24 protein-coding genes and 3 pseudogenes are annotated in these 26,777 nt (G+C 59.3%); 12 read left to right on the top strand and 15 right to left on the bottom strand.

The window, feature by feature from the left end:
• Window positions 1–29 precede the first annotated feature (29 nt).
• Window positions 30–884, bottom strand: coding sequence for an MIP/aquaporin family protein (locus tag RGV33_RS26455; protein WP_322147203.1), 855 nt, complete (start codon window positions 882–884; stop codon window positions 30–32).
• A gap of 360 nt (window positions 885–1,244) precedes the next feature.
• Here RGV33_RS26455 and ybaK point away from each other — a divergent pair, with 360 nt between their 5' ends.
• Window positions 1,245–1,715 (top strand): Cys-tRNA(Pro) deacylase, encoded by a 471-nt coding sequence (ybaK, locus tag RGV33_RS26450; protein ID WP_322148741.1) that lies wholly within the window; start codon window positions 1,245–1,247, stop codon window positions 1,713–1,715.
• Window positions 1,716–1,728: 13 nt separating this feature from the next.
• Here the strand turns inward: ybaK and RGV33_RS26445 are convergent.
• The 3 genes and pseudogenes from RGV33_RS26445 to argF form a co-directional block, all read right to left on the bottom strand.
• Window positions 1,729–1,809: pseudogene (locus RGV33_RS26445) on the bottom strand (outer membrane lipoprotein carrier protein LolA); the annotation flags it as partial.
• 8 nt (window positions 1,810–1,817) lie between these two features.
• Window positions 1,818–2,864: an ABC transporter ATP-binding protein gene (locus tag RGV33_RS26440; RefSeq protein WP_322147202.1), complete on the bottom strand. Its 1,047-nt coding sequence runs from the start codon at window positions 2,862–2,864 to the stop codon at window positions 1,818–1,820.
• A complete protein-coding gene (gene argF, locus RGV33_RS26435) occupies window positions 2,861–3,781 on the bottom strand; it encodes an ornithine carbamoyltransferase (protein ID WP_322147200.1) in 921 nt (306 codons plus the stop codon). The genes RGV33_RS26440 and argF overlap by 4 nt, the downstream gene beginning before the upstream one ends.
• 443 nt (window positions 3,782–4,224) lie before the next feature.
• On the opposite strand from argF, the gene RGV33_RS26430 reads away from it, so the two are divergent.
• Entirely contained in the window at window positions 4,225–6,321 is a 2,097-nt protein-coding gene (locus tag RGV33_RS26430; protein WP_322147198.1) for a molybdopterin oxidoreductase family protein, read from the top strand.
• A 99-nt stretch (window positions 6,322–6,420) separates the two neighbouring features.
• Window positions 6,421–6,759, top strand: a complete 339-nt coding sequence (grxD, locus tag RGV33_RS26425; protein ID WP_088422925.1) for a Grx4 family monothiol glutaredoxin — start codon at window positions 6,421–6,423, stop codon at window positions 6,757–6,759.
• 78 nt (window positions 6,760–6,837) lie between these two features.
• On the opposite strand, the gene bfr is transcribed toward grxD, so the two are convergent.
• On the bottom strand, window positions 6,838–7,308 hold the full coding sequence (gene bfr / locus RGV33_RS26420; protein WP_322147196.1) for a bacterioferritin: 471 nt from the start codon (window positions 7,306–7,308) through the stop codon (window positions 6,838–6,840).
• A 200-nt stretch (window positions 7,309–7,508) separates the two neighbouring features.
• Entirely contained in the window at window positions 7,509–7,727 is a 219-nt protein-coding gene (locus tag RGV33_RS26415) for a bacterioferritin-associated ferredoxin (RefSeq protein WP_003208706.1), read from the bottom strand.
• Between the two features lie 243 nt (window positions 7,728–7,970).
• Here RGV33_RS26415 and RGV33_RS26410 point away from each other — a divergent pair, with 243 nt between their 5' ends.
• The gene (locus tag RGV33_RS26410; protein ID WP_322147194.1) at window positions 7,971–8,573 is read left to right on the top strand and encodes a peroxiredoxin; all 603 of its coding nucleotides are present in this window, start codon (window positions 7,971–7,973) and stop codon (window positions 8,571–8,573) included.
• A 253-nt stretch (window positions 8,574–8,826) separates the two neighbouring features.
• On the opposite strand, the gene rnt is transcribed toward RGV33_RS26410, so the two are convergent.
• Together rnt and pyrC are read right to left on the bottom strand one after the other, a co-directional pair.
• Complete coding sequence (gene rnt, locus RGV33_RS26405; RefSeq protein WP_076015417.1) at window positions 8,827–9,504, bottom strand: ribonuclease T; 678 nt, start codon at window positions 9,502–9,504, stop codon at window positions 8,827–8,829.
• The gene (pyrC, locus tag RGV33_RS26400; protein WP_322147193.1) at window positions 9,501–10,547 is read right to left on the bottom strand and encodes a dihydroorotase; all 1,047 of its coding nucleotides are present in this window, start codon (window positions 10,545–10,547) and stop codon (window positions 9,501–9,503) included. The genes rnt and pyrC overlap by 4 nt, the downstream gene beginning before the upstream one ends.
• Window positions 10,548–10,703: 156 nt before the next feature.
• Here pyrC and RGV33_RS26395 point away from each other — a divergent pair, with 156 nt between their 5' ends.
• The 3 genes from RGV33_RS26395 (at window position 10,704) to RGV33_RS26385 (ending at window position 14,246) form a co-directional block, all read left to right on the top strand.
• Window positions 10,704–11,612, top strand: a complete 909-nt coding sequence (locus RGV33_RS26395) for a flagellar protein MotY (RefSeq protein ID WP_322147192.1) — start codon at window positions 10,704–10,706, stop codon at window positions 11,610–11,612.
• A gap of 129 nt (window positions 11,613–11,741) precedes the next feature.
• Complete coding sequence (locus tag RGV33_RS26390) at window positions 11,742–12,959, top strand: argininosuccinate synthase (protein WP_088422930.1); 1,218 nt, start codon at window positions 11,742–11,744, stop codon at window positions 12,957–12,959.
• Window positions 12,960–13,613: 654 nt separating this feature from the next.
• Window positions 13,614–14,246, top strand: a complete 633-nt coding sequence (locus tag RGV33_RS26385) for a response regulator transcription factor (protein WP_003208698.1) — start codon at window positions 13,614–13,616, stop codon at window positions 14,244–14,246.
• Between the two features lie 65 nt (window positions 14,247–14,311).
• On the opposite strand, the gene RGV33_RS26380 is transcribed toward RGV33_RS26385, so the two are convergent.
• The 5 genes and pseudogenes from RGV33_RS26380 to metG all read right to left on the bottom strand — a co-directional run bounded on the left by RGV33_RS26380 (window position 14,312) and on the right by metG (window position 18,479).
• Window positions 14,312–14,497 (bottom strand): PA3496 family putative envelope integrity protein, encoded by a 186-nt coding sequence (locus tag RGV33_RS26380; protein ID WP_226475650.1) that lies wholly within the window; start codon window positions 14,495–14,497, stop codon window positions 14,312–14,314.
• Window positions 14,498–14,604: 107 nt separating this feature from the next.
• Window positions 14,605–15,243 (bottom strand): endonuclease III, encoded by a 639-nt coding sequence (gene nth, locus RGV33_RS26375; protein WP_185707582.1) that lies wholly within the window; start codon window positions 15,241–15,243, stop codon window positions 14,605–14,607.
• 564 nt (window positions 15,244–15,807) lie between these two features.
• Window positions 15,808–16,200 (bottom strand): annotated as a pseudogene (gene rsxB, locus RGV33_RS34365) (electron transport complex subunit RsxB); the annotation flags it as partial.
• Window positions 16,197–16,325, bottom strand: coding sequence for a hypothetical protein (locus tag RGV33_RS26365; protein WP_322147191.1), 129 nt, complete (start codon window positions 16,323–16,325; stop codon window positions 16,197–16,199). The gene RGV33_RS26365 and the pseudogene rsxB, both read right to left, overlap by 4 nt.
• Window positions 16,326–16,427: 102 nt before the next feature.
• Window positions 16,428–18,479 carry a methionine--tRNA ligase gene (gene metG / locus RGV33_RS26360; protein WP_322147190.1) on the bottom strand — a complete coding sequence of 684 codons (2,052 nt, stop codon included), beginning with the start codon at window positions 18,477–18,479 and terminating at the stop codon, window positions 16,428–16,430.
• A 171-nt stretch (window positions 18,480–18,650) separates the two neighbouring features.
• Between metG and apbC the strand changes: the two genes are divergently transcribed.
• On the top strand, window positions 18,651–19,745 hold the full coding sequence (apbC, locus tag RGV33_RS26355) for an iron-sulfur cluster carrier protein ApbC (RefSeq protein ID WP_322147189.1): 1,095 nt from the start codon (window positions 18,651–18,653) through the stop codon (window positions 19,743–19,745).
• Between the two features lie 496 nt (window positions 19,746–20,241).
• Here the strand turns inward: apbC and fdxA are convergent, their stop codons facing one another.
• A complete protein-coding gene (gene fdxA / locus RGV33_RS26350; RefSeq protein ID WP_200433015.1) occupies window positions 20,242–20,565 on the bottom strand; it encodes a ferredoxin FdxA in 324 nt (107 codons plus the stop codon).
• Between the two features lie 142 nt (window positions 20,566–20,707).
• Window positions 20,708–23,299 carry a DNA mismatch repair protein MutS gene (mutS, locus tag RGV33_RS26345; protein WP_322147187.1) on the bottom strand — a complete coding sequence of 864 codons (2,592 nt, stop codon included), beginning with the start codon at window positions 23,297–23,299 and terminating at the stop codon, window positions 20,708–20,710.
• A 198-nt stretch (window positions 23,300–23,497) separates the two neighbouring features.
• Between mutS and RGV33_RS26340 the strand changes: the two genes are divergently transcribed.
• From RGV33_RS26340 to RGV33_RS26325, 4 genes and pseudogenes are all read left to right on the top strand, one after another.
• Window positions 23,498–24,232: a LexA family transcriptional regulator gene (locus RGV33_RS26340; protein WP_322147185.1), complete on the top strand. Its 735-nt coding sequence runs from the start codon at window positions 23,498–23,500 to the stop codon at window positions 24,230–24,232.
• Between the two features lie 610 nt (window positions 24,233–24,842).
• On the top strand, window positions 24,843–25,181 hold the full coding sequence (locus RGV33_RS26335) for a phage holin family protein (protein ID WP_003208680.1): 339 nt from the start codon (window positions 24,843–24,845) through the stop codon (window positions 25,179–25,181).
• A gap of 22 nt (window positions 25,182–25,203) precedes the next feature.
• A pseudogene (locus RGV33_RS26330) lies at window positions 25,204–25,707 on the top strand (hypothetical protein); the annotation flags it as partial.
• A gap of 41 nt (window positions 25,708–25,748) precedes the next feature.
• Window positions 25,749–26,756, top strand: a complete 1,008-nt coding sequence (locus RGV33_RS26325) for a phage late control D family protein (protein ID WP_322147183.1) — start codon at window positions 25,749–25,751, stop codon at window positions 26,754–26,756.
• Window positions 26,757–26,777: the final 21 nt, after the last annotated feature.

Below are 26,777 nucleotides of genomic sequence, written 5' to 3'. Positions count from 1 at the left end.
AAAGGGGCAGTACGGCCCAGGCTATCGCATCAGGAAGTACGGGTTTTGCCGGTGGCGGCAGCTTCGGTTGCATCAGTTGTAGCAGCTGCGGCGCTGGGCAGGTGACGGGCAATCAGCCCGCGATACGCTGCTGCACCGAGGCAGGCGCCGACGATCGGCGCAAAGATCGGAATCAGGAAATAAGGAATGTCGCGCCCGCCGGTGAAGGCCATTTCACCCCAACCGGCGAAAAAGGTCATCAACTTGGGGCCGAAGTCACGGGCCGGGTTCATCGCAAACCCGGTCAGCGGGCCCATGGCGCTGCCAATCACGGCGATCAGCAAACCAATCAGCAGCGGCGCCAACGGGCCACGCGGCAGGCCGTTGTTATCGTCGGTCAGGGCCATGATCACACCCATGAGGATCGCGGTGATAACCATCTCCACCAGGAACGCCTGGGCCGTGCCCAGCAGCGGATGCGGGTAGGTGGAGAACACCGACGCCAATTCCAGGCTGGCCTGGGTGCCGCGAATCATGTGGTGGGTTTGTTCGTAATCGAAAAACAGGTTGCTGTAGAGCGTGTAAACCAACGCGGCCGAGCAGAAGGCGCCGGCGACTTGGGCAATGATGTAGAACGGCAGTTTGCGCTTTTCGAAATCGGCAAAAATACACAGGGCAATACTGACGGCCGGGTTGAGGTGAGCCCCGGAAATGCCGGCGCTCAGGTAGATCGCCATGCTGACGCCGATCCCCCAGATGATACTGATTTCCCACAAGCCAAAGCTGGCACCCGCGACCTTGAGCGCAGCAACACATCCGGTACCGAAGAAGATCAGCAACGCAGTACCCAGGAATTCGGCCATGCATTGGCTTAAAAGTGAAGGCTGTTGAAGAGCAGTTGTCATGGAAAACCTCTGTTTTTGTTGTTGTCTGGCGTTTTGCCTCAATGGGCAAGCGGCGATTTTCACCACGGCGAGGATCCCCATCTTCGTCGCGGCTTACTGCTGTGAATCTGGAGGTGTATTCCTACAGTATTCGTAAACGAAAAAATATAGACAAGAATGACGGCTGTCAAAGGTCGAAAGTGAACGGTCGGTCATTTTGTAATTATTGGTGTGGTGAATGATCGTGGCGTGGGCACCTTGAGTGGCTGGCGAGGGCAGCGCGCAGGCACGGCAGAGGGCTTCGGACTAGAGCCTTTTGCCGCGTGTTGGCCTAGAATTGGCCATCTGTTTTTTCACCTTTTTGCCAAGCCTGGAGCCTGCATGACGCCCGCATTGGACCTGTTGAAAAAAGTTCGCGCCGAACATCGAATCCACAGTTACGAACATGATCCCAAGGCCGCGTCCTATGGTCTGGAGGCCGCGGAAAAATTGGGGCTTGATCCGACGCAGGTGTTCAAGACCCTGCTGGTCAGCAGTGAAAAAGCAGAACTGCTGGTGGCGGTTGTGCCGGTCGTCGGAAGTTTGGATTTAAAAGCGCTGGCGCAGGCGGCCGGAGTGAAAAAAGTCGAGATGGCTGACCCGGCTGCGGCGCAGCGCGCGACGGGTTACTTGCTGGGAGGTATCAGCCCGCTGGGGCAGAAGAAACGCCTGCGCACTTTTGTCGACGTGACCGCGCAGTCGTTTCCGACGATTTTTATCAGTGCCGGCAGAAGGGGGCTTGAGGTGGAGTTGGCAGCGGCCGTGCTGGCTGAACACACCCAGGCCAAATTCGCGGAAATTGGCCGGGCGTGAGGCTTTCTTTATGAGCGAGCTTGCTCGCGAAAAACTTGAGGGCGCCGCGTAGATTCAGGGTGCCAGCGTCATGGTTAACGACTTTCGCGAGCAGGCTCGCTCTTACAGGGGCTGGAACAACACCAGGTGCTCGGCTGCCACGCGTATGCCCACATCGGCACCGACCACGTGGTCGGCATGGCTGGGAAAGATCGATTCCAGTTGCGCGCCTGTAGGCAACTGCAGGCGATACAGGGTCGACGCCCCGAGGAACGTCTTGCCGACAATCCGCGCTTTCAAGGCGCTGTGCGGCGCATAGACGATGTCGTCCGGGCGCAACAATACATCCACTGCGCCGCCGACAGGCCAGGGGTACGCGCGGTTGCCGCGCAACTCGCCCAGCTCGGTGCTGACCGAATCCGCCGTGTTCAACTGCCCGCGAATGAAGTAACCCTGGCCAATAAAACTGGCGACGAAGGGTGTTTGCGGTTCGTGGTAGAGGTTGTAGGGCGTATCCCACTGCTCCAGGCGTCCCTGGTTGAACACGCCGACATGGTCGCTCACGGCAAAGGCTTCTTCCTGGTCATGGGTCACCAGGATCGCACTGGTGCCCCGCGCCTTGAGAATGTCGCGCACTTCATGGCTTAGTTTGCGCCGCAGTTCGCCGTCGAGGTTGGAGAAGGGCTCGTCGAGCAGCAACAGTTGCGGTTCCGGTGCCAGGGCGCGGGCCAGGGCGACCCGCTGTTGCTGGCCGCCGGAGAGTTCGTGCGGGAAACGCTTGCCCAGGTTCTTAAGGTTCACCAGTTCCAGCAATTCGGCGACCACCCGCTCTTTTTGCGGGTGTTTGCGAATGCCGAAGGCGATGTTGTCGGCCACGCTGAGGTGCGGAAACAGCGCGTAGTCCTGGAACACCATGCCGATCCGACGTTTCTCCGGGGCCAGAGTGAAACCGGCGCTGGAGATGACCTCGCCCGCCAGGCTGATTTCACCTTCGTGTATCGGCTCAAACCCGGCAATTGCTCGCAGGGTGGTGGTCTTGCCGCAGCCCGACGAGCCCAGCAGGCAACCGATGTCGCCGGCGTTAAGGTGCAGGTTGAGGTTCTGCACCACCCGTTGATCCTGATAACCGCATGCCAGATTGCGTAGGTTCAGCAAAAGTGGCTGGCTCATGCAGGGCGGTACGCTGGCGCAACCAGAAATTCGAGCAGGGCCTTTTGGGCGTGCAGGCGGTTTTCTGCCTGGGCCCAGGCGACCGAACGTTGATCGTCCAGCAGGTCGAGGCTGATTTCTTCGCCACGGTGGGCCGGCAGGCAATGCATGAACAGCACGTCTGGCGCTGCCAAATCGAGCAGGGCGCGCGTTACCTGGAACGGTGCGAACAGCTTGAGGCGCTTGGCGGTTTCTTCTTCCTGGCCCATGGAGGTCCAGACGTCGGTGCTCACCAGGTGCGCGCCGATCACTGCGTCACGCGGGTCGCGCGCGATGGTTACGCGCTCGCCGGCTTGTGCCAGGAACCTTGCGTCCGGTTCATAGCCTTCGGGGCAGGCAACACGTAATTGGAAGTCGAACTGGATCGCCGCTTCTATATAGCTGTTGCACATGTTGTTGCCGTCGCCGATCCAGGCCACGGTCTTGCCCTGGATCGAGCCGCGCTGTTCGAGGAAGGTTTGCATGTCGGCCAGCAACTGGCACGGGTGCAGGTCATCGGACAGACCGTTGATTACGGGCACGCTGGAGTTGGCGGCAAATTCGGTCAGGGTGCTGTGGGCGAAGGTACGGATCATTACCGCATCGAGCATGCTCGACATCACAATCGCGCAATCGCTGATCGGCTCGCCACGGCCCAGTTGGGTATCGCGAGGCGAAAGGAAGATAGCCTGGCCGCCGAACTGGATCATGCCGGCTTCGAAGGACACGCGGGTACGGGTCGACGACTTCTCGAAAATCATCCCGAGCACGCGGTTTTTCAAAGGCTCGAACAGTTCGCCGCGGTTACGCAGGTCTTTAAGCTCAATGCCTCGACGGATCACGCTGACCAGCTCTTCGGGCGTGCAATCCATCAGGGAGAGAAAGTGCCTTGCGCTCATCATTAACTACCTTTTGCAACAGACCGCAGATACTCAAAGCCTTGTTTATTTTGAAAACGGGCGAGACCTGCGGCGAAAGCCGCACGGGGCGACGAAATAGGGGGAGGCGCGATATTGACATTAAATGTCGCGTCTTACCAATAGGGCTACAGTTTTTAGGGGAGTTCAAGGACGCGGGGAGGGCGCTTTTGAAGCCTGTTTCCTGACAGCAGTCGCTCATTTGTACACTGGCGCTGCGCCACTTTGCAATGCACGAAGGCGGGCGCAGGCCAAGGTGCGTCGGTTTCAGTGGGCTGTCGGAGGGCGCTGAAACATTTCCTGATGTTTCCTCATGGCCTGGCCTGATGCCGTTGGATTCACACGACGAACGTTGCTGGCGCTGCTCGCGAGGGCGGGCCATAGTTTTTCTCCGAAGCGCCCAGCCCACAATAAAGAGACTGGCCATGACCAAGACTCTCCACCACCGTGCCTGCCATCTGTGCGAAGCCATCTGCGGCCTTACACTGGAAACCACCCAGGGCGAAGACGGGAGCCTTGCGATCACCTCGATCAAGGGTGACCCGCTGGACACCTTCAGCCGTGGCCATATCTGCCCCAAGGCTGTAGCCCTGCAAGATATCCAGAATGACCCGGACCGCTTGCACCAGCCCATGCTGCGGGTGGGCAGCGAATGGCGGCCTATCCCGTGGGAAGACGCCTTTGCGCTTGTAGCCGAGCGTCTCGCGGGTATCCAGGCGCGCCATGGGCAGAACGCGGTGGCGGTGTACCAGGGCAATCCGAGCGTGCACAACTATGGCCTGATGACCCACAGCAATTACTTCCTGGGCCTGCTCAAGACCCGTAATCGATTCTCTGCGACCTCGGTGGACCAACTGCCCCATCACCTCACCAGCCACCTGATGTACGGCCACGGCCTGTTGCTGCCGATCCCGGACATCGACCATACCGACTTCATGCTGATCCTTGGTGGCAACCCGCTGGCGTCCAACGGCAGCATCATGACCGTGCCGGATGTAGAGAAACGCCTGAAGGCCATTCAGGCCCGCGGCGGCAAAGTCGTGGTGGTTGACCCACGGCGCAGCGAGACGGCGGCGATGGCTGACCAACATCTTTTTGTGCGCCCGGGCGGCGATGCGGCGTTGTTGTTCGGCTTGCTCAATACGCTGTTTGCCGAAAACCTCACCCGTGACAGTCACCTGCCAGTGGACGGCCTGGATGAAGTACGCCACGCCGTCGCCGGATTCACTGCTGAAGCCATGAGCCGCCAATGCGCAGTGCCCGCCGAGCAGATCCGCCAGTTGGCGCGGGATTTTGCCGCGGCCGACACGGCAGTGTGTTATGGCCGCATGGGCGTCTCGACCCAGGCGTTCGGCACGCTGTGCCATTGGCTGGTGCAGTTGATCAACCTGGTCACCGGCAACCTGGATCAAGTCGGTGGCGCCTTGTGCACCACGCCGGCAGTCGACTTGGTGGCTTCCACCTCCGGCGGCCATTTCAATCGCTGGCAGAGCCGGGTTTCCGGGCGGCCGGAGTACGGTGGCGAGTTGCCGGTTTCTGCATTGGCCGAAGAAATGCTTACCGAGGGCGAAGGGCAAATCCGCGCCCTTGTAACCGTGGCGGGGAATCCGGTGCTGTCCACACCGAATGGCCGGCAGTTGGAGCAGGCGCTGGACGGCCTGGAGTTCATGGTAAGCATCGACCTGTATATCAACGAAACCACGCGCTATGCCGACCTGATCCTGCCGTCCACCTCGGCGCTGGAAAACGATCACTACGACACCACGTTCAATATGTTCGCGGTGCGCAACGTCACCCGCTTCAATCGCGCCATTCTGCCAAAACCCGAGGGCGCGTTGCATGACTGGGAAATATTCGTCGGACTGGCCCAGGCGTTTGCGGCGAAAACCGGCACTGCGCTCAAGCCGACCCTGCCGCCTGTGCAGATGATCGACTTTGGGCTGCGGGCCGGGCCTTATGGCGACAGTTTGTCCATTGCCGCGCTGGCCGATCATCCTCACGGCCTGGACCTGGGGCCGCTGAAGCCCAATCTGGCGAGGCGCATGAAAACCGCCAATGGCCGTTTGCAGGCCGCCCCGCCGGTGATCCTCGCAGACTTGGCACGCTTTGCCGCGCAACCAGTGCCCGAGGTGAATGAGTTGCTGCTGATTGGCCGCCGGCATGTGCGCAGCAACAACTCCTGGATGCACAACTACCACCGGCTGGTGAAAGGCAAACCCCGCCACCAGTTGCTGATGCATCCCGACGACCTGGCCCACCGTCAGCTTATCGACGGGCAGCGGGTGCGTGTGAGTTCGCGCATCGGCATGATCGAAGTGGAAGTGTTGGCCAGCCTGGACATGATGCCTGGCGTGGTCAGCCTGCCCCACGGCTGGGGCCATGGCCGCCCGGGCGTGCAGATGACCATCGCCAGCGGGCAGCCAGGGGCGAGTGCGAACGACCTGACGGATGAGCGGCAACTGGATGAACTGTCGGGCAACGCGGCGTTGAACGGTGTGCCGGTGCGGGTGGCAGCGGCGTAGGGATTGTCTGTCGGGGAGTCCGAGCGTCACGCTGGGGTTTGCGTTACAATGCGCCACCGTGCCGACCCATGAGTCGGAAAGTTCCAGCCGAGGTGTTCCATGGATATCATCGAAACGATCAAAGAGCAGATTGCCAGCAACACTATTCTGCTTTACATGAAGGGCGCACCTAACGCTCCCCAGTGTGGCTTCTCCGCAAAGGCTTCCCAGGCAATCATGCAATGTGGCGAGAAATTCGCCTACGTGGATATCCTGCAGAACCCGGAAATCCGCGCCAACCTGCCGAAGTACGCTAACTGGCCAACCTTCCCGCAGCTGTGGGTTGCCGGTGAGCTGGTCGGCGGTAGCGACATCATCACCGAAATGGCGGCCGATGGTTCGTTGCAGGCACTGATCAAAGACGCAGCAGAAAAAGCCGCTGCGAAGACCGAAGCCTGATTTATTCCAGGTAGCGGCAATAAAAAAGCCCCGCTTCTCGAAAGAGAGCGGGGCTTTTTAGTGGCTGGGAATTAAGGGTTATTCACCCATCTGCGATTGCAGGTAATTCTCGATAGTCACTTTGCCGATCAGGCCGATTTGGGTTTCGAGCCAGTCGATGTGTTCTTCCTGGTCTTCAAGGATATCTTCCAGCAGTTCACGGCTGCCGAAGTCGCCCTTGGTTTCGCAATGCGCGATGGCGGCCTTGAGGTCGGCGTGGCTCTTGCGCTCGAAGTTCAGGTCGCAGTTGATCATTTCCTGGGTGTGCTCGCCGATGTTCAGCTTGCCCAGGTCCTGCACGTTCGGCAGGCCTTCCAGGAACAGGATGCGCTTGATCAGCGCGTCAGCATCCTTCATGGCCTTGATGGATTCTTTGTATTCACGCTTGCCCAGCTTTTCCAGGCCCCAATCGTCATACATGCGCGCATGCAGGAAGTACTGATTGATCGCGACCAGTTCATTGGCAAGGATTTTGTTGAGTTGCTGGATGACTGTAATGTCGCCTTTCATGATGGGGGTCCTGCCCTGTATTAGCTGTATATAAGGCGGAGTTTGAGCTGCGTATTTACTACTGTCAAACCTAAGTTATTGAATAATAAATGAAAATTAATCGGAATAAGAATGTTTGTGTTCCGCGTCTTCGCGCTAACTGTTTGAATTGCGGGCATAAAAAAACCGGACACTAAGTCCGGTTCTTTAAAACACGCCGATTAAGCGTGTGTAAATTCTGCTGAGTAGGGGATCGCAGCCTGGGCAGTTTGCAGCTGCGTCAGGGTCTCCCGTACCACTTGCTTGGCGAGGCAGGCGCATTTGCCGCATTGGCTGGCAACGCCGGTGGTTTCACGTACTTCCTTGTAGCTGCAGCAACCTTCATAGATTGCTTCGCGGATTTGTCCGTCGGTGACGCCAGTGCAGAGGCAGACATACATAAGGGAGAACCATCGCGGGTAAGGCTTAAGTGCGATGGATCTTAATGTTAACGAGAATGATTGTCAAAGTAGTTTCTCGATGGTTTGGGTCAGAATGATTACCCACTGACGAACGGTTTTTTCCCGAGCCGTGTATGATGGTCGGTCTTCACGAAGCGTGATCCCGTCACAGGGCTGTCGTCTACCCACGGCACACTGGAAGGGATCCTTTTACTTCAAGTCACCACCATCAGGAGATACCCAATGAGCGTACTCGTCGGCAAAAAAGCCCCGGATTTCGACGTACCTGCCGTCCTCGGCAATGGCGAAATCGTAGACAGCTTCAAACTGTCTGAAGCCATCAAAGGCAAATACGGCCTGGTGTTCTTCTACCCGCTGGACTTCACCTTCGTCTGCCCTTCGGAGCTGATCGCTCTGGATCACCGCATGGACGACTTCAAGGCGCGTAACGTTGAAGTGGTAGCCGTTTCCATCGACTCCCATTTCACCCACAACGCCTGGCGCAACACCGCCATCAATGATGGCGGCATCGGCAAAGTCAAATACACCATGGCTGCCGACATGAAGCACGACATCGCCAAGGCCTACGACGTTGAGTCCGAAGGCGGCGTGGCCTTCCGTGGCGCGTTCCTGATCGACGACAAGGGCGTTGTGCGCTCGCAGATCATCAACGACCTGCCGCTGGGCCGTAACATGGAAGAGCTGATCCGCCTGGTCGACGCTCTGCAATTCCACGAAGAGCACGGCGAAGTCTGCCCTGCCAACTGGAAAAAAGGCGACAAAGGCATGAACGCTTCGCCAGAAGGCGTTGCGGCTTACCTGACCGAGAACGCTGGCAAGTTGTAAGCCAGCTTCGCGGTACAAAAAAACCGGCCTGAGAAGGCCGGTTTTTTTATGCGCTGCATTTGGTTTTGTGGCGAGCAAGCTGTTGTGGCGAGCGAGCTTGCTCGCGCTGGGCTGCGAAGCGGCCCCAGAACCTGACACCGCGGTTTAACAGGTTAACCGCGGCGGGGTTATCGGGGCCGCTACGCAGCCCAGCGCGAGCAAGCTCCCTCGCCACAGAAGCCCGCTCGCTGCAGAGGTCTTGTTTGGGTCAGCTTCAGTCGCCGAAGTCTTCCCAGCCGCCCATTTGTTTCCAGCGGTTGACGATGCCGCAGAACAGCTCGGCCGTCTTCTCGGTGTCGTAGCGGGCCGAGTGGGCCTCGCGACCGTCAAAGTCGATACCGGCAGCCTGGCAGGCCTTGGCCAGCACGGTCTGGCCATAGGCCAAGCCTGCGAGGGTGGCGGTGTCGAAGCTGGAGAACGGGTGAAACGGGTTACGCTTCATGTCCAGGCGCGTCACGGCGGCGTTGAGGAAGCCCAGGTCGAAGCTGCTGTTGTGGCCCACCAGGATCGCGCGTTTGCAGCCATTGGCCTTCAAGGCCTTGCGTACGCCACGGAAGATGTCGGTCAACGCCGCTTCTTCACTGACTGCCATGCGCAGCGGATGGTCCAGCTTGATTCCGGTGAACTCCAGGGCGGCCGCTTCGATGTTGGCGCCTTCGAACGGCTCGACGCGGAAGAAGTGGGTGTGTTCCGGGAACACGAAACCCTGTTCATCCATGCCGATCGTCGTGGCAGCAATTTCCAGCAACGCATCGGTGGCGCAATTGAAACCACCGGTTTCTACGTCGATGACAACCGGCAGGTAGCCACGAAAACGCTCGGCCATCGGGTGACGGGAACCGCCCCCACCGCCGCCGTGTTCCTGGTCGTCGTCGTAATGATCTTCACTCACGGGTGTTCCTCCAGCAGGCGCCAGCGCAGTGTTTCACCGGCGCGCAGCGGGATAACGGTCAGCTCGCCAAACGGCAGGCTGGTGGGGGCGGTCCAGTCTTCACGGACCAAGGTAATGCGATCGGTATTCGCCGGCAGGCCATAGAAGCGCGGGCCGTTGAGGCTGGCGAACCCTTCAAGCTTGTCCAGGGCGTTGCGTTGTTCGAACGCTTCGGCATACAACTCGATTGCCGCATAGGCGGTGTAGCAGCCGGCACACCCACACGCAGCTTCCTTGGCGTGTTGGGCGTGAGGTGCAGAGTCGGTGCCGAGGAAAAACTTCTCGCTGCCACTGGTGGCGGCATCAAGCAGCGCCACCTGGTGCGTGTTGCGCTTGAGAATCGGCAGGCAATAGAAGTGCGGCCGAATCCCGCCCACCAGCATGTGGTTGCGGTTGTATAAAAGGTGATGCGCGGTGATGGTCGCGCCGACGTTGGCCGAAGCCTCGGTGACGAACTGCACGGCCTCAGCGGTGGTGATGTGTTCGAACACGACCTTGAGGGTCGGGAACAACTCGACCACGCGGCGCATGTGTTCGTCGATGAAGATCTTTTCACGATCGAACACATCCACATCACCCCGGGTGACTTCACCGTGGATCAGCAGCGGCATGCCCACTTCGGCCATGGCTTCGATGGCCGGCAGGATCTTGTCGATACTGGTGACGCCGGAGTCGGAGTTGGTGGTCGCGCCGGCCGGGTACAGCTTGGCGGCGTGCACGAAACCACTGGCCTTGGCCTCGCGAATTTCTTCGGGCTTAGTGAGGTCGGTGAGGTACAGCACCATCAACGGTTCGAAGCGGCTGCCGGCCGGTCGTACAGCGAGGATACGCTGGCGATAGGCGTCGGCTTGCGCGGCGTTACGCACCGGAGGTACCAGGTTAGGCATGATGATGGCGCGGCCAAACGTGCGCGCTACATCGGCCACGGTTTGGGGCAACGCAGCACCATCGCGAAGATGAATATGCCAGTCGTCGGGACGCAGCAGGGTCAGGCGGTCGGACATTGGGGATTCCAGGCGGGTCAATCTGGTGGGAATGCTACCGGAAAAGACTCTTGCAGGCACTCGCTATCAAGTTTTGCAGGATGCGACCGATATCCCTGGGTATGCCTTAACGATGTATGACGCCTTGATGTGTTGTAGAAACCAGTGGAGCCGCCCGTGCGCCAGCATTATCTAGCCCTGCTCAGTGTGTTCGCGAGCCTGCCCGCCATGGCCCTCACGTTCCAGACACGTCTGGAGAATATTGAGTGGAAAGTGGAGGGCGATAAATTCGAGTGCCGCCTGACCCAGCCGATCACCGATTTTGGCTCGGGCGAGTTCGTGCGCCGGGCCGGCGAGCAGGCGACGTTTCGTCTGAAAGCCTTTAACGGTTCGTTGGGCGCCGGTTCCGCGACCCTGCTCGCGGCAGCTGCGCCGTGGCAACCGGGGCGCGGTGATATCAACCTGGGCGCGGTGCGTGTCGGCAGTGGTGACGTACTGTTTAACAGCTCCCAGGCCCAGGCCGGGCGCTTGTTCACCGGTTTGCTCGAAGGCCGCAGCCCGACTGTGCGGCACTATGGGCGCGAAGGAGGCTACTCCGAGATTCGCCTGTTGCCGGTGAAATTCAACAAGGCCTACAACGACTATCAGCTGTGTACCACCAAGCTGCTGCCGATGAACTACGAGCAGGTCAAACAGACCGAAGTGGGCTTCCCCGGTGGTGGCATTGAACTGGATGCGGCGGCGAAGAAGAAGCTCTCGGTGATTCTCGAGTTCATGAAAGCCGACCCCACGGTCAACCACGTCGAGCTGAACGGTCACTCCGACAACAGTGGCAATCGCCTGACCAATCGTGATGTCTCGCGGCGTCGCGCGTTGGCGGTGATGGACTACTTCAAGGCCAATGGCATCCAGGAATCGCAGATTACCCTGCGTTTTCATGGCGAAAGCTACCCGCTGGCGCCGAACACCAATGCGGCCAACCGGGCAAAAAATCGCCGGGTGAATATTCAGCTCGAACGGGTGGCAGCCCCCGAGAAACCGGCGCCCCAAGCCAAGGCACCCGGCAACGCGGCCGCCACCTCATAAGGTGCGGCGCTGGGTCGCTCAGTCGACATAATCTGTCGCTTTATCTTCATTTGCTGTCGCGCCTCTGTAATTTCACGGTTTTGGTCGGTAGAATCGACGCCTTTCCGTACAACCCCGTGGAGTGATGGCATGGCCGACGTAAACAAGGTCGTTCTCGCGTATTCCGGCGGCCTGGACACTTCGGTGATCCTCAAGTGGCTGCAGGATACTTATAACTGTGAAGTGGTGACCTTCACCGCTGACCTGGGTCAGGGCGAAGAGGTCGAACCTGCACGTGCCAAGGCGCAAGCCATGGGCGTGAAAGAGATCTACATTGACGACCTGCGCGAAGAGTTCGTCCGCGATTTCGTTTTCCCGATGTTTCGCGCCAACACCGTCTACGAAGGCGAGTACCTGCTGGGTACTTCCATCGCACGTCCGCTGATCGCCAAGCGCCTGATCGAAATCGCCAACGAAACCGGCGCCGACGCCATCTCCCATGGCGCCACCGGCAAGGGTAACGACCAGGTGCGTTTCGAACTGGGCGCCTATGCCTTGAAGCCAGGCGTAAAAGTGATTGCTCCGTGGCGTGAATGGGACCTGCTGTCCCGTGAAAAACTGATGGACTACGCCGAAAAGCACAACATCCCGATCGAGCGTCACGGCAAGAAGAAGTCCCCGTACTCGATGGACGCCAACTTGCTGCACATCTCCTACGAAGGCGGCGTGCTGGAAGACACCTGGACCGAGCACGAAGAAGACATGTGGAAATGGACCGTCTCCCCGGAGAACGCTCCTGACAAGGCCCAGTACCTGGAACTGACCTACCGCAACGGCGACATCGTCGCGCTGGACGGCGTCGAAATGACCCCGGCCACCGTATTGGCGACCCTGAACCGTATCGGTGGCGAACACGGTATCGGCCGCCTCGACATCGTCGAGAACCGTTACGTGGGCATGAAGTCCCGTGGCTGCTACGAGACCCCGGGCGGCACCATCATGCTGCGCGCTCACCGCGCCATCGAGTCCATCACCCTGGACCGCGAAGTCGCTCACCTTAAGGATGAGCTGATGCCGAAATACGCCAGCCTCATCTACACCGGTTACTGGTGGAGCCCTGAGCGCCTGATGCTGCAACAGATGATCGACGCTTCCCAGGCACACGTGAACGGCGTTGTGCGCCTGAAGCTGTACAAGGGCAACGTGATCGTGACTGGTCGCAAGTCCGACGAGTCGCTGTTCGATGCCAACATCGCCACCTTCGAAGAAGACGGCGGCGCCTACAACCAGGCAGATGCGGCAGGCTTCATCAAGCTGAACGCATTGCGCATGCGCATTGCGGCCAACAAAGGTCGCAAGTTGTTCTGAGTGTTTTAGCTGGTGATAAAAATGGCCCCTTTCCAGGGGCCATTTTTTTTGCCCGGAATACGGAGTCTGGTACGCCTTGTTTAAGTTTGTAGCATGCAATCGTCATGCGTTCATTGGCATTAAGTGAATGTTTATAGTTTTACAGGGGCAATGTTTATTGTTAAGGCTCAACCTGGCGTATTAAGGGCGGCATTGTTGAATATGCTTTTTTTTGCGTACACAGGAACTATGTACTACAGAAAATTCACTCATGAATGTACGACGTGCATGTCAGTTGCTGACATGTCTGTAGGATTTTTGGAGTGAAATCAAATATGCGAGATGGAACTTTTAGAGAGCACGCTTCGTCCCCGATGTATGGGCGTTCTGGCAGGAAGCAAGGGGCATTGGCTGAAACTTGTGTGCGGCACGTTTACCTTGGCCCCGGCCATTCGGGGAATATTCATTCAAAGTATGTTTGTACTCGGAAACTTCTGAAAGCCTCAATAAAGTCGGATGCCTCCGTGTCGGAGTTTTTTTGTAGGTTAAATCCTATATCGTTGTGGGTTGGGTCTCTGCTTGCTGTTGCTTGGGGGGGAGCGCTATGCCAAGCGGGAAACGACTAGGCTATTGTGCTTGCTCTTAATAATTCGAACAGCGAAATTGGACTTGCCCATGAATAAAGTGCTGATCGTGGATGATCATCCCGTCATTCGTCTTGCTGTGCGTATGCTTATGGAGCGTCATAGTTATGAGGTCGTCGCCGAGACCGATAACGGTGTCGATGCCTTGCAACTTGCGCGCGAGCATATGCCGGACATTGTCATACTGGATATTGGAATTCCCAAACTTGATGGCCTGGAAGTTATATGCCGTCTGTCATCTACCAAACAAGCCCATCCCTTCAAGGTGCTGGTGCTCACCTCTCAGGCGCCCGGGCATTTTTCCATGCGTTGCATGCAGGCGGGTGCTGCCGGTTATGTGTGCAAGCAACAGGACCTCACCGAGCTATTGAGTGCCGTCAAGGCAGTGCTGTGCGGGTACAGCTACTTCCCGAACCAGGCGCTGAATTCGGTGCGCTCCACCATGGGTAACGCCAGCGAAGCGGACATGGTCGAGCGCCTGTCCGGCCGGGAGATGATGGTGTTGCAGCAACTGGCCCGCGGCAAGACCAACAAGGAGATCGCCGATGGCATGTTCCTGAGCAACAAAACCGTGAGCACCTACAAGACTCGCTTGCTGCTCAAGCTCAACGCACGCTCCCTGGTAGATTTGATCGAGCTGGCCCAGCGCAACGGGTTGGTGTAGCTCGGCGGCACTGGCATGCAGTAAAAAGCCTCCGTGAGGGAGGCTTCTGTTTATCGTTGGGTCGATTAGAGATCGAAGTCGTAATCGGCCAACTGTTTTTGCAAGCGCCGCTCTTCCAGAAGGTTATCGATGGTGCGGCGTTTGCTCAAATTGGTCTTGGCCACCTCTACCGGTGTTTCTGCTGCATCATCGTCAGATTCAGCGCCAACAACGTCGTCTTCTACATCCAGTTGTTCTTTGCCAGTGCTCATAAGGTTAACTCCAGGCTAAGACTGCCGTTGGCGCTCCTTATAACGATAATCTCGGGCCTGGTAAAAAAGATTTTTTCAATCGACTCATCGATAAAAGCAATGATGGCTCAATCGTCGGAAGTCTTTTCCTTGAATTCGCACAGGTCTTCGATGCGACAACTGCCACAGCGCGGCTTGCGGGCCTGGCAGACATAGCGTCCGTGAAGGATCAACCAATGATGTGAATCCAGCAGGTAGGGCTTAGGCACAAACTTCATCAGCTGTTTTTCTACCTCCACCACGTTCTTCCCACGGGCAATCCCGGTGCGGTTGCTGACCCGAAAAATGTGCGTATCCACCGCCATGGTCAATTGGCGAAATGCCGTATTGAGCACCACGTTGGCCGTTTTGCGGCCTACGCCCGGAAGCGCTTCCAGGGCTTCCCGCGTCTGTGGTACTTCACTGCCGTGCAACTCCACCAGCAGCCGGCAGGTCTCGATGACATTCTTCGCCTTGCTGTTGTACAGGCCGATGGTCTTGATGTATTCCGACAACCCTTCAACCCCAAGCGCGTAAATCGCCTCCGGTGTGTTGGCCACTGGATACAGCTTGGCGGTGGCCTTGTTGACGCCGACGTCTGTGGACTGGGCCGAGAGAATCACCGCGATCAGCAACTCGAACGGCGAGGAATAGGCCAGTTCGGTTTTCGGTTCCGGGTTGTCTTCGTGAAGCCGGCGGAAAATTTCCAGGCGTTTTGCGGCGTTCATGGGGCGAGCGGTTCCTTGCGGGCAGTCAGTGGGTTATGAAGAACGGCCCAGGCGGGCAATAACCCGGGCAGGATAAACGCGGCGGCCAGCAGCCGTACACGCTTCATCGCGTGCGGCTGGTGATCAAGGGGTTCAAGTGTGGGCATCGGGCCCCGCCAACGCCGCGAGCGCCTGCTCTGCTGTTTCGAAGTGCTGTTGCAGGGTGATCAACTGCGCCTGCTGTTCAAAAGTCGGCGGGTGGCCGAAGGCTTTCAAGGTTTTGTGCAGTTGGGCACGGCTCATGGCCAGGTTGATCTTGGCCTTCTTCAAGGCGGCGTCCATCGCGGCGGCTTTTTGGGCACGAACGCGCTCAATGGCGGCCTGTACCGGGTTAACCGTGGCCGCTGTCACCGGGGCTGCGCGCGGGGTACGCGCCAGGCGTTCGGCACACTTGCGTTCCTCCTCGCGCTGCAGCCGCGTGTTGCGCTGTTCAAAACGTCGCCGGGCCCGGTCACGCTTGAGGCTGCGTGCCTGGCGCTCGTGAACGGTGGAAGCCAACCCGCCGACAATCGCTAATACCGTGGTCAACGGACGCATTTCGATGCAATCAACCGGGCAAGGCGCCACACACAGGTCGCAGCCCGTGCACTCATCGATAATCACCGTGTGCATCAACTTTGCAGCACCGACGATGGCGTCCACCGGGCAGGCCTGGATGCATTTGGTACAGCCGATGCACTCTGCCTCACGGATAAACGCGACCTGCGCGGGCGCCTCACCTCGGGATGCGTCCAGCTCCAGCTCCGGGAGGTTCAATAGCTGGGCCAGGCCGGCGATGGTTTCGTGGCCGCCCGGTGGGCACTTGTTGATCGCCTCGCCTTGGGCAATGCCTTCTGCGTAGGGCTTGCAGCCAGGATGCCCACATTTGCCACATTGGGTTTGTGGCAGCAGGGCGTCGATACGTTGAATCAGGCTCATGGTTTGATCATTGCGTTGGAACCTGGAAAAGCCATGGCCAGCACCGGGGCGACAGCCAGCGGTATCTGCAACACGACGTTGCTGAACAAGGCTGCGCTGACAACGGTGGGAAGTGTATCGGTCATGGTCGTGCCGGGTTAAGCAAACAGAATCCGATTATCCGGCAAGCGAGGAGGGGGTACTAGCTCAAACCGCCCCATGGCAGTGACCATGGGGCAGTTCGCAGTTTACTTGATGCGCTGACCCGGCTTGGCGCCGCTGTCCGGGCTCAGGAGGTAGATCTCTTCACCACCAGGGCCGGCTGCCATCACCATGCCTTCGGAGATGCCGAACTTCATTTTCCGTGGCTTGAGGTTGGCGATCATCATGGTCAGGCGGCCGTCGAGCTTGGACGGATCCGGGTAGGCGCTCTTGATCCCGGAGAACACGTTGCGTTGCTCGTCACCGATGTCCAGGGTCAGGCGCAGCAGCTTGTCGGCGCCTTCCACAGCTTCGGCCTTGATGATCAGCGCAACCCGCAGGTCCACTGCGGCAAAGGCGTCGAAGTCGATTTCTGGCGACAGCGGATCTTTCGCCAGTTCGCCATTGCCCGCCGTAGCCGTTTCGCCGGTGTCGGTCTTGCTGGCTTCGAGGTCTTCTTTGGAAGCGTCGCTCATGGCCTGGACTTTTACCGGGTCGATGCGGGTCATCAACGGCTTGAACTCATTCAACTGATGGTTGGCGAGCAAGGTCGCGTGGTCGTTCCAGGTCAGCGGCGGCACGTTGAGGAACGCCTCGGCGTCGGCCGCCAGCAGCGGCAGCACCGGCTTGAGGAAGATCACCAACTGGCGGAACAGGTTGACGCCCGTAGCGCAGATGGCCTGGACTTGCGCCTGCTTGCCTTCCTGTTTGTTCAGCGACCACGGCGCCTTGTCGGCGATCCAGGCGTTGGCACGGTCGGCCAGGCCCATGATCTCGCGCATGGCGCGGGCAAAGTCGCGGGCTTCATAGGCGTCGGCGATGCTTGGTGCAGCGGCCAGGAACGCGTCGGTCAGCTCCGGCGCGGCGTTTTCCGCCACCAGCACACCGGCATTGCCCTTGTGGATAAACCCGGCGCAACGGCTGGCGATGTTGACCACCTTGCCCACCAGGTCCGAGTTGACCTTCTGTACGAAGTCTTCCAGGTTCAGGTCGAGGTCGTCGACGCCACGGCCCAGCTTGGACGCGTAGTAGTAGCGCAGGTATTCCGGCGACAGGTGGTCCAGGTAGGTGCGCGCCTTGATAAAGGTGCCACGGGACTTGGACATCTTCTGGCCATTGACCGTCAGGTAGCCGTGAACCGCGATGCCGGTCGGCTTGCGGTAGCCCGAGCCTTCGAGCATCGCCGGCCAGAACAGCGCGTGGAAGTTGACGATGTCCTTGCCGATGAAGTGATACAGCTCGGCGGTGGAGTCCTTGGCCCAGAACGCGTCGAAATCGAGCGAAGGCGTACGGTCGCACAGGTTCTTGAAGCTGGCCATGTAGCCGATCGGCGCGTCCAGCCACACATAGAAGTACTTGCCTGGCTCGCCCGGGATCTCAAAACCGAAGTACGGCGCATCGCGGGAGATGTCCCACTGCTGCAGGCCGGCGTCCAGCCATTCGGCGATCTTGTTGGCCACGGCGTCCTGCAGGGTGCCGCTGCGGGTCCAGGTTTGCAGCATTTGCTGGAAATCCGGAAGCTTGAAGAAGAAGTGCTGGGAATCCTTGAGCACCGGAGTGGCGCCGGAGATGGCCGACTTCGGATCCTTCAAATCGGTAGGCGCATAAGTGGCGCCGCATTTTTCGCAGTTGTCGCCGTACTGGTCCTCAGTGCCGCATTTCGGGCAGGTGCCCTTGATGAAGCGGTCGGCCAGGAACATTTTCTTTTCCGGGTCGAAATACTGGGTGATCGAACGCGTATCGATGTGCCCGGCTTCTTTGAGGCGCAGGTAGATCTGGCTCGACAGCTCGCGGTTTTCTTCGGAGTGGGTCGAGTGGAAGTTGTCGAAGTCCACCAGGAACTCGGCAAAGTCGGCGCTGTGTTCAGCCTGGACATTGGCGATCAGTTGTTCCGGGGTGATCCCTTCCTTCTCGGCGCGCAACATGATGGCCGAACCGTGGGCGTCGTCCGCGCAGACATAAATGCATTGATTGCCGCGATGCTTCTGGAAGCGCACCCACATATCGGTCTGGATGTACTCAAGCATATGGCCAAGGTGGATGGAACCATTGGCATAGGGCAGGGCGCTGGTGACGAGGATCTTGCGTGGCTCGGACATGGGGCTCGGCTACTTGATGAAACGGAGGTCGGCCACTATAAAGCGCCGGGAAATTTATTTCACCCCGTGCGGCTGTTTCAGGATTTTCCAGGTGGCCGAAAGCGTGCCGCTGGGGCGCCGGAACGGTTAGGATAGCCGCCTGTTTTAGTCAGTCTTTTTCGGGAGTAGCCCATGAGCGCCGTCAATCGCGCAGCGGTGGAAGCCGTTCTTCGCCAGTACACCGACCCCTACCTGAACCAGGACCCGGTCAGCGCCGGGTGCGTTCGCGCCATCGATGTGCAGGGTGACAAGGTTTCGGTCCAGCTTGAGCTGGGCTACGCCGCCGGCCTGTTCAAGAGCGGCTGGGCGCAGATGCTGCAAATGGCCATTGAAGGCCTGGACGGCGTCAGCTCGGCCAAGGTCGAGATCCAGTGCGTGATCGCCCCGCACAAGGCCCAGGCGCAGATCCCGGGCCTGGCCAATGTGAAGAACGTGGTGGCCGTGGCCTCCGGCAAGGGCGGCGTGGGCAAATCCACCACCGCCGCCAACCTGGCCCTGGCCCTGGCCCGCGAGGGCGCGCGGGTGGGTATTCTCGACGCCGACATCTATGGCCCAAGCCAAGGCGTAATGTTCGGCATCGCCGAAGGCACCCGGCCGAAGATCAAGGACCAGAAATGGTTCGTGCCGATCCAGTCCCATGGCGTGGAGGTGATGTCCATGGCCTTCCTGACCGACGACAACACGCCGATGGTCTGGCGCGGCCCGATGGTTTCCGGTGCGTTGCTGCAACTGGTCACCCAGACTGCCTGGGGTGACCTGGACTACCTGGTGATCGACATGCCACCTGGCACCGGGGACATCCAGTTGACCCTGGCGCAGAAAGTCCCGGTGGCCGGCTCGGTGATCGTCACCACGCCCCAGGACCTGGCGCTGCTGGATGCCCGCAAGGGCGTGGAGATGTTCCGCAAAGTCAACATCCCGGTGCTGGGCGTCGTGGAAAACATGGCAGTGCACATCTGCTCCAACTGCGGCCACGCCGAGCACCTGTTCGGTGAAGGCGGTGGCGAGAAGCTGGCGACCCAATACGGTGTTGAACTGCTGGCGTCGCTGCCGCTGTCGATGGGGATTCGTGAGCAGGCCGACGGCGGCAAGCCGACGGTGGTTGCCGAGCCCGATGGCCAGATTGCCATGGTCTACCAGGAGTTGGCCCGCCACGTAGGCGCGCGAATCGTCCTGCAGGAAGCCGAGGCCCAGGCGATGCCGACGATCACTGTCAGCGACGACTGATCCACCGGATGGGAAAAAAGCCTCGACGGTGTCGGGGCTTTTTCGTGTCTGGCGAACACCCGAGGGTCGCTTGTTACCCTTTTCCGTAATTGCTGGTGTAAGCATTCACTTACTTTTTCGTAAGCGTTTGGGTTTTTTCGTCGGTGCGGACGTCCTGAACTGACTGTCTATATTTCTATGTAATTGAAATATAACAACTATTTATTCTGTCTTGAGTGCGAAAGCCTGTAGTCCCACGATTTGGATCCCGTTGAACTTCGCCGGGAACTCTCTAAGATCAGCCCTGTGTCCACGGATTGACACAGTCATCAAGGATTGATGATTCAGGGAACCTCGCAGGATGCGATTCATCAGGACGATGAAAAGGAACACAGGGACTAGGGAAAAAATGTGGGCGGGTCATACCGCCCCTTTTTTTTGCCTATAGAAAAGTGAACCCCGCCCCGCAGAAACGCAAAAAGGCCCGCAAGGGGCCTTTTGGAGGGCATCGACGCTGTCAGCGCTCGAGGTCGGCAATCTTGCCTTTTTTGCCATCCCACTCCGCCGCGTCCGGCATCGGATCTTTACGTTCAGTGATATTCGGCCAGACTTCCGCCAGCTCAACGTTCAACTGAATAAATTCCTGCATCTCTGCCGGGACTTCGTCCTCGGAGAAAATTGCGACGGCCGGGCATTCTGGCTCACACAGGGCGCAGTCAATGCACTCGTCCGGGTGGATGACCAAAAAATTCGGGCCTTCGTAGAAGCAGTCCACCGGACACACTTCTACGCAGTCGGTGTACTTGCACTTGATGCAGTTGTCGGTGACGACGAAGGTCATTTCTAATTTTCTCCTCAGGCGGCGGCAGCGAAACCCTTTGTGGCAGGGCTCGCGAGGTTCGGGAGCGATAGTCCGCAGGCCAGGCTAAAAGCCCGCAGCATCCCAAACCGCGCGAGAGTCTACCAGCTTGCAAGCGTCTGCGTTATATCCGAGTCTTCAGTGCATATAACATTTCGAGCGCTTTTCGTGGCGTCAAGTCGTCCAGGTCAAGCTTGGCCAACTCATCCAGCACCGGATGCGGCAGGCTGGCGAACATGTCGCTCTGGTGTGGCGCGCTGGGTTTGTTGCTGGCTTTGGCCGGGCTGGCCACTGGAATCTCGTGGGGCAGGGCGGTTTCTTCCAGGCGGCTCAGGTGCTCACGGGCACGGGTGATCACCTCTGCCGGTACACCGGCCAGTTGTGCCACGGCCAGCCCGTAACTCTGGCTCGCCGGGCCGGGCAGCACGTGGTGCAGGAACACGATGCGCTCGTTGTGCTCCGTGGCATTGAGGTGAACGTTGGCCACCAGCGGCTCGTTTTCTGGCAACACCGTCAGTTCGAAGTAGTGCGTCGCGAACAGCGTGTACGCGCGCAGGGTGGCCAATCGCTCGGCTGCAGCCCAGGCCAGCGACAGCCCGTCGAAGGTGCTGGTGCCGCGGCCCACTTCGTCCATCAGCACCAGGCTGCGTTCGGTGGCGTTGTGCAGGATATTGGCGGTTTCGCTCATTTCCACCATAAAGGTCGAGCGACCACCAGCCAGGTCATCGCTGGAGCCGATGCGGGTGAAGATGCGGTCTACCAGGGACAACTCGCAACTGGCCGCCGGCACGAAGCTGCCGATATGCGCCAGCAGCACAATCAATGCGGTCTGGCGCATGTAGGTGGATTTACCGCCCATGTTCGGACCGGTGATCACCAGCATGCGGGTGTCGTCGTCCAGCGACAGGTCGTTGGCGACGAACGGTGTGGTCAACACTTGCTCCACCACCGGATGGCGGCCTTGCACGATGCGCATGCACGCCTCGCTGACAAACCGCGGGCAGTTCAAGTCGAGGTTCAGGGCGCGCTCGGCCAGGTTGTTCAATACATCCAGTTCGGCCAGCGCGGCGGCGGTGTCCTGCAAGGGCGCCAGCTTGTCGATCAGGCTTTCGAGCAAGGCCTCGTAGAGCATCTTCTCCCGAGCCAGGGCGCGGCTCTTGGCCGACAGCGCCTTGTCTTCGAAGGCTTTCAGTTCCGGGGTGATAAAACGCTCGGCGCCCTTGAGGGTCTGGCGGCGCTGGTAATCGATTGGCGCCTGCTCGGCCTGCTTGCTTGGCAACTCGATAAAGTAGCCGTGCACGCGGTTGTAGCCGACCTTCAGGTTGGCGAGGCCGGTGCGGGCTTTTTCGCGGGCCTCCAGGTCGATCAGGAACTGCCCGGCGTTCTCGCTCAGGGATTGCAGTTCGTCCAGCTCAGTGTCGTAACCGGTCTTCAACACACCGCCGTCACGAATGATCGCGGGCGGGTTGTCGATGATGGCTTTTTCCAACAGCGCCGCCAGTTCCGGGTAGGTGCTGGTGGTGACGGCCAACTGCTGCAGGTGCGGTGCTTCCAGTTCGGTCATCGCCGCTTGCAGTTGCGGCAGGGCGCCGAGGGCATCGCGCAGGCGGGCCAGGTCGCGGGGCCGTGCGTTACGTAGGCCTATCCGCGCCAGGATCCGCTCGATGTCGCCGATTTCCTTGAGCTGCGGTTGCAGCTTTTCAAAACGGTAGCGATCCAGCAGGCAGGTAATAGAGGTTTGACGGGCCTGCAGCACCTTCAGGTCCCGCAGCGGGCGGTTCAACCAGCGAGTCAGCAAGCGGCTGCCCATTGCGGTCTGGCAACGGTCGACCACCGATTGCAGAGTGTTGTCGCGACCGCCGGCCAGGTTGGTGTCCAGCTCCAGGTTGCGACGGCTGGCGCCATCGAGCACCACGGTGTCGTCCAGGCGTTCATGACGCAGGCTGCGCAAATGCGGCAGGGCGGTGCGCTGGGTTTCTTTGGCGTAGTTGAGCAGGCAGCCGGCGGCGCCGATGGCCAGGGTCAGGGTTTCGCAACCGAAGCCCTTGAGATCTTGCACGGAGAATTGCTGGCACAGACTTTTCAGCGCCGAGTCACGCTCGAAATCCCACGGTGCACGGCGCTTGGTCCCACGGCGACGTTCCGCCGGCAGGTCCTTGGGCCAGTCATCCGGAATCATCAGCTCCACCGGGTTGACGCGCTCCAGCTCCGCCAGCAGATTTTCCCAGCCCTTGATCTCCAGCACCGTGAAGTTACCGCTGGTGATATCCAGCACCGCGAGGCCGAACAGGCGCTCGTCCCCCAGCACCGCGGCGATCAGGTTGTCGCGTCGTTCATCCAGCAGCGCCTCGTCACTCACCGTGCCCGGGGTGATGATGCGCACCACCTGACGTTCAACCGGGCCCTTGCTGGTGGCCGGGTCGCCGATCTGCTCACAGATCACCACCGACTCGCCGAGCTTCACCAGCTTGACCAGGTAACCTTCCAGCGAGTGGTAAGGAATCCCGCACATCGGAATCGCCTGCCCGGCCGACTGCCCGCGCGCGGTCAGGGTGATGTCCAGCAACTTGGCGGCCTTCTTCGCATCTTCATAGAAGATCTCGTAGAAGTCGCCCATGCGATAGAACATCAACTGATCAGGGTGCTGGTTTTTCAGGCGCCAGTACTGCTGCATCATCGGGGTGTGGGAGGCCAGATCGGAGGTGTTTTTACTCATTGGATAGTTGGCAAATTCGTTGAAAGTGATGGGGCAAAGGGGGCGCTTGGCCCAGCATTTTTTGCAATGGGCGCAAGGTTAACACGCAAGGTCGGGGCTTCGCAGTTCACAAACGGTCAGGTAAAAAGTGCGCGTTGATGCATTAAATATGCAAATTAGCATTTGCCAAGCATCGAAACAGCCTGCACTATCCGCGTTATGCAAAAACGCAACGTTTCTATCGTCTTAAGAGAGCTGCTGGACCGCGACCGGATCTCCCCCACGGAGCTTCACCGGCGTACCGGCGTGCCTCAATCCACGCTGTCCCGGATCCTCAGCGGCAAGATTGTTGACCCGTCGGACAAGCATATCTCGCGCATCGCCGATTACTTCCAGGTCAGCACTGATCAGCTTCGCGGACGCGCGGCGCTGGTGCCGGCGCGGTCGGATGAGCGCGACCCGATGCATTCGGAACTCAAGGACATAAGCCTGTGGGACGACGACACGCCCGTTAATGATGACGAGGTGTCGATCCCCTTTCTGCGCGAGGTTGAATTGGCTGCTGGGTCAGGAAGATTCGTCATCGAGGAAAGCGAGAAGGCCAGCCTGCGGTTCGGCAAACGCAGCCTGCGGCATAACGGCGTGCAGTTTGACCAGGCCAAGTGCGTGACGGTGCGCGGCAACAGTATGTTGCCGGTGCTGCGCGACGGCGCGACCGTAGGTGTCAACGCCGGCAAGTGCGGGATTGGTGACATCGTCGATGGCGACCTTTACGCCATCAACCACAACGGCCAACTGCGGGTGAAACAGCTCTATCGCCTGCCTTCCGGGATTCGCCTGCGTAGCTTCAACCGCGATGAACATCCGGACGAGGACTACAGCTTCCAGGAAATCCAGGATGAACAGATCAGCATCCTTGGTCACGTGTTCTGGTGGGGCATGTACGCCCGCTAACCCTTCTGTGTAAGACAAAGCCCGCCAATGAGCGGGCTTTTTTTCGCCTGCGCAAAACCACCACACCCTTTGCCTGTGGGGCTATAAATGCACCCGTGCATGTCTCGCGCAAAAATAAATGCATTTGTGCATTGACTGTATATGCATACATGCATATTCTTCATCTCAAGCCAGCCAAGAAGGCCTGGTGGAGGCGGCAAGGATGCTGCCAAGGAAGACAAGGACGTTACACAACACCGGCAAGGACGCCATCGAAGCGATGGCACGGATGCCAGGCAACACCGGCAAGGATGCCGACGCTCTTTAGTTTCAAACCGCTTCAAGAACAGGCAGCGATGAACCGGCCTTAACGGTTCAGAGGGTTGGCAACTGGCCCGGGTGTGCAGCGTAAAGCACCAGAAGCAGTTATCCGGCAGACAGGGATCGTGGTCGGAAAAACATCGAGGAAAGAACCGTACCGCGCCAGTAGCGCCGAAAGTTCGAGGACATCATTACTGAAAAGCCCGGGCAACCGGGCTTTTTGGAATGCCTACCTAGAGAACCCTTTCAAATTGAAACAAACACCTACAACCGGCGACCTGCCGGTATCACTCATTCCAGGAGGCGTGACATGACAAACGAGCAGCAAGCGTTGGCGGAAATGCCTATCTGGCTGGTCATCGTATTGGCGGTGATTGGCGGGGTTTCCGGAGAAATGTGGCGCGCCGACAAGGAAGGCGCCCGCGGTTGGTCGCTTATGCGGCGCCTGGCCCTGCGTTCCGGGGCCTGCATGGTGTGCGGGGTATCAGCCCTGATGCTGTGTTACGCCGCCGGCATGTCGATCTGGACGGCCGGCGCCATTGGTTGCCTGACCGCCATGGCTGGCGCCGACGTGGCCATCGGCCTTTATGAACGCTGGGCGGCCAAGCGTATCGGCGTCAACGAAGGCCCTGGCCGGGACCCGCAGTAACCGTTGCAAGGACGCTACTTAAATGACACTTATCGAAAACCCCTCCCAACTGCCCCAGGCCATCAGCGAGGCGCTGCGCAGGGCGTTTCCGGAACTTAAGGTCGGCACTCATCAGGACTTTCAGGGCGGCGCGAATAACACCGGCGTGTTGATCACGGTCGAAGGCAATGGGCCGGGCATTCGCTCCCGCGAGGGGCGCAAGGCCCATGCCCTGGGGATTTCGCTAAAGGCCATGGTTGCCCCGGGTGCCTTGCCCTTTGATGCCTGCGGCCTGGCCAGCCAACTGATGGACCTGGTGCTGGATAACCGCTGGAACCTGCCGCAGGCGCAGTGCGACCTGCCGACCAGCATCGTCGCTGCGCCTTCAATACGCACCAGCGCAGAAACGGACTACGACACCTGGACCCTCACCTTCACCCAAACCCTCTTTATCGGACCGCCGCTGCTCAACGATCCCACAGGCCAACCTCTGTTCGCCTGCACCTGGGACGTCTCGAACATCGACGACCCCGACCAATACAAGCCGTCGCAAAAAAACCGGTTTCGGTTTGGGATTAAGGAGGAACCATGGCACTTGGATTCACACCGGCGGTGGAAATTTACGGGACCAATGCCGCGCTGCTCAACGAGCGATTACTGGAGTGGGAACACACCGATACCGCAGGCTTCGTCTCCGACCAGCTCAAGCTGACCCTCGACATCGAAGGGATTGAGGGAGTGCCCAGGCTGGGGGGGAAGATCGGCCTGCGGGTCGGTTACCTGGAGACCGGCCTGGAGGACAAGGGGCTGTTCAAGATTACCCAGCGCACCCCGTACCTGTTCCCCCTGCGCCTGGTGCTGGTGGCCACGGCGGCGGCGTTCGACCAGGACGAATTCAAACAGCGCCGCACAGCCAGCCATGGGCCGATTACCCTGGGCGCACTGTTCCGCCAACTGACCACGCGTTATGGATTTTCACCCAGGGTCGCGCCTGATCTGGACGCTGAGAAGGTCTCTCATATTGACCAGACCAACGAAAGCGACATGAGCTTCCTGACCCGGCTTGCCAAGCGTTTTGATGCGGTGGCCAAGCCTGTCGACGAACTGTATGTGCTGGGCCGTAAAGGCCAGATCACCTCGCTGTCGGGCAAGCCGCTGCAAGAAGTGCGGCTGTCGGTCACCCGTGATAACCGTCCGGGCGACTGCGCGTTTATCAGCGCCAGTTTTACCGAGACCAGCCGGGCCAAATTCGAAGGGGCCAAAGCGTCCTGGTGGGATGCCGCAACCTGCAAGAAACGTGAGGTGGAGGTGGGCGGTGCGCCGTTCAAAGTCCTTGCCCAGCGCTACCAGAGCGAAGACGAAGCCAGGACGGCGGCCGAAGGCGAGATGCGCCGGGTTGGCCGTGAAGGCCTGCAGATCAATGTGATATGCCCCGGCAACCCTGCGTTCCAGGCCGAAGGGCTGCTGGTGCTGGATGAAACCTGGCCCGCCTTCATGCAGGGGCGTTGGTCCATCGACACGCTGACGGCCGTCGGCAAACGCAAGGAAAGCTACCGATGCACGATCAAGGCGAACGGATTGTCGTCACCGGAATGACGTGCTCGATCGGTCCCTTCT

Origin of the sequence: Pseudomonas sp. Bout1 (assembly GCF_034314165.1) — a bacterium.
Lineage (GTDB): Bacteria > Pseudomonadota > Gammaproteobacteria > Pseudomonadales > Pseudomonadaceae > Aquipseudomonas.
The sequence above is the reverse complement of the archived record's forward strand: the minus strand, read 5'-3'. Positions and strand labels throughout refer to the sequence as shown.

Bases quoted from the DNA above. Each gene is read 5' to 3' on its own strand.
- RGV33_RS26455 (WP_322147203.1), bottom strand. From the start codon at position 884: ATGACAACTGCTCTTCAACAGCCTTCACTTTTAAGCCAATGCATGGCC.
- ybaK (WP_322148741.1), top strand. From the start codon at position 1,245: ATGACGCCCGCATTGGACCTGTTGAAAAAAGTTCGCGCCGAACATCGA.
- RGV33_RS26440 (WP_322147202.1), bottom strand. From the start codon at position 2,864: ATGAGCCAGCCACTTTTGCTGAACCTACGCAATCTGGCATGCGGTTAT.
- argF (WP_322147200.1), bottom strand. From the start codon at position 3,781: ATGAGCGCAAGGCACTTTCTCTCCCTGATGGATTGCACGCCCGAAGAG.
- RGV33_RS26430 (WP_322147198.1), top strand. From the start codon at position 4,225: ATGACCAAGACTCTCCACCACCGTGCCTGCCATCTGTGCGAAGCCATC.
- grxD (WP_088422925.1), top strand. From the start codon at position 6,421: ATGGATATCATCGAAACGATCAAAGAGCAGATTGCCAGCAACACTATT.
- bfr (WP_322147196.1), bottom strand. From the start codon at position 7,308: ATGAAAGGCGACATTACAGTCATCCAGCAACTCAACAAAATCCTTGCC.
- RGV33_RS26415 (WP_003208706.1), bottom strand. From the start codon at position 7,727: ATGTATGTCTGCCTCTGCACTGGCGTCACCGACGGACAAATCCGCGAA.
- RGV33_RS26410 (WP_322147194.1), top strand. From the start codon at position 7,971: ATGAGCGTACTCGTCGGCAAAAAAGCCCCGGATTTCGACGTACCTGCC.
- pyrC (WP_322147193.1), bottom strand. From the start codon at position 10,547: ATGTCCGACCGCCTGACCCTGCTGCGTCCCGACGACTGGCATATTCAT.
- RGV33_RS26390 (WP_088422930.1), top strand. From the start codon at position 11,742: ATGGCCGACGTAAACAAGGTCGTTCTCGCGTATTCCGGCGGCCTGGAC.
- RGV33_RS26385 (WP_003208698.1), top strand. From the start codon at position 13,614: ATGAATAAAGTGCTGATCGTGGATGATCATCCCGTCATTCGTCTTGCT.
- RGV33_RS26380 (WP_226475650.1), bottom strand. From the start codon at position 14,497: ATGAGCACTGGCAAAGAACAACTGGATGTAGAAGACGACGTTGTTGGC.
- nth (WP_185707582.1), bottom strand. From the start codon at position 15,243: ATGAACGCCGCAAAACGCCTGGAAATTTTCCGCCGGCTTCACGAAGAC.
- RGV33_RS26365 (WP_322147191.1), bottom strand. From the start codon at position 16,325: ATGACCGATACACTTCCCACCGTTGTCAGCGCAGCCTTGTTCAGCAAC.
- metG (WP_322147190.1), bottom strand. From the start codon at position 18,479: ATGTCCGAGCCACGCAAGATCCTCGTCACCAGCGCCCTGCCCTATGCC.
- apbC (WP_322147189.1), top strand. From the start codon at position 18,651: ATGAGCGCCGTCAATCGCGCAGCGGTGGAAGCCGTTCTTCGCCAGTAC.
- fdxA (WP_200433015.1), bottom strand. From the start codon at position 20,565: ATGACCTTCGTCGTCACCGACAACTGCATCAAGTGCAAGTACACCGAC.
- mutS (WP_322147187.1), bottom strand. From the start codon at position 23,299: ATGAGTAAAAACACCTCCGATCTGGCCTCCCACACCCCGATGATGCAG.
- RGV33_RS26340 (WP_322147185.1), top strand. From the start codon at position 23,498: ATGCAAAAACGCAACGTTTCTATCGTCTTAAGAGAGCTGCTGGACCGC.
- RGV33_RS26335 (WP_003208680.1), top strand. From the start codon at position 24,843: ATGACAAACGAGCAGCAAGCGTTGGCGGAAATGCCTATCTGGCTGGTC.
- RGV33_RS26325 (WP_322147183.1), top strand. From the start codon at position 25,749: ATGGCACTTGGATTCACACCGGCGGTGGAAATTTACGGGACCAATGCC.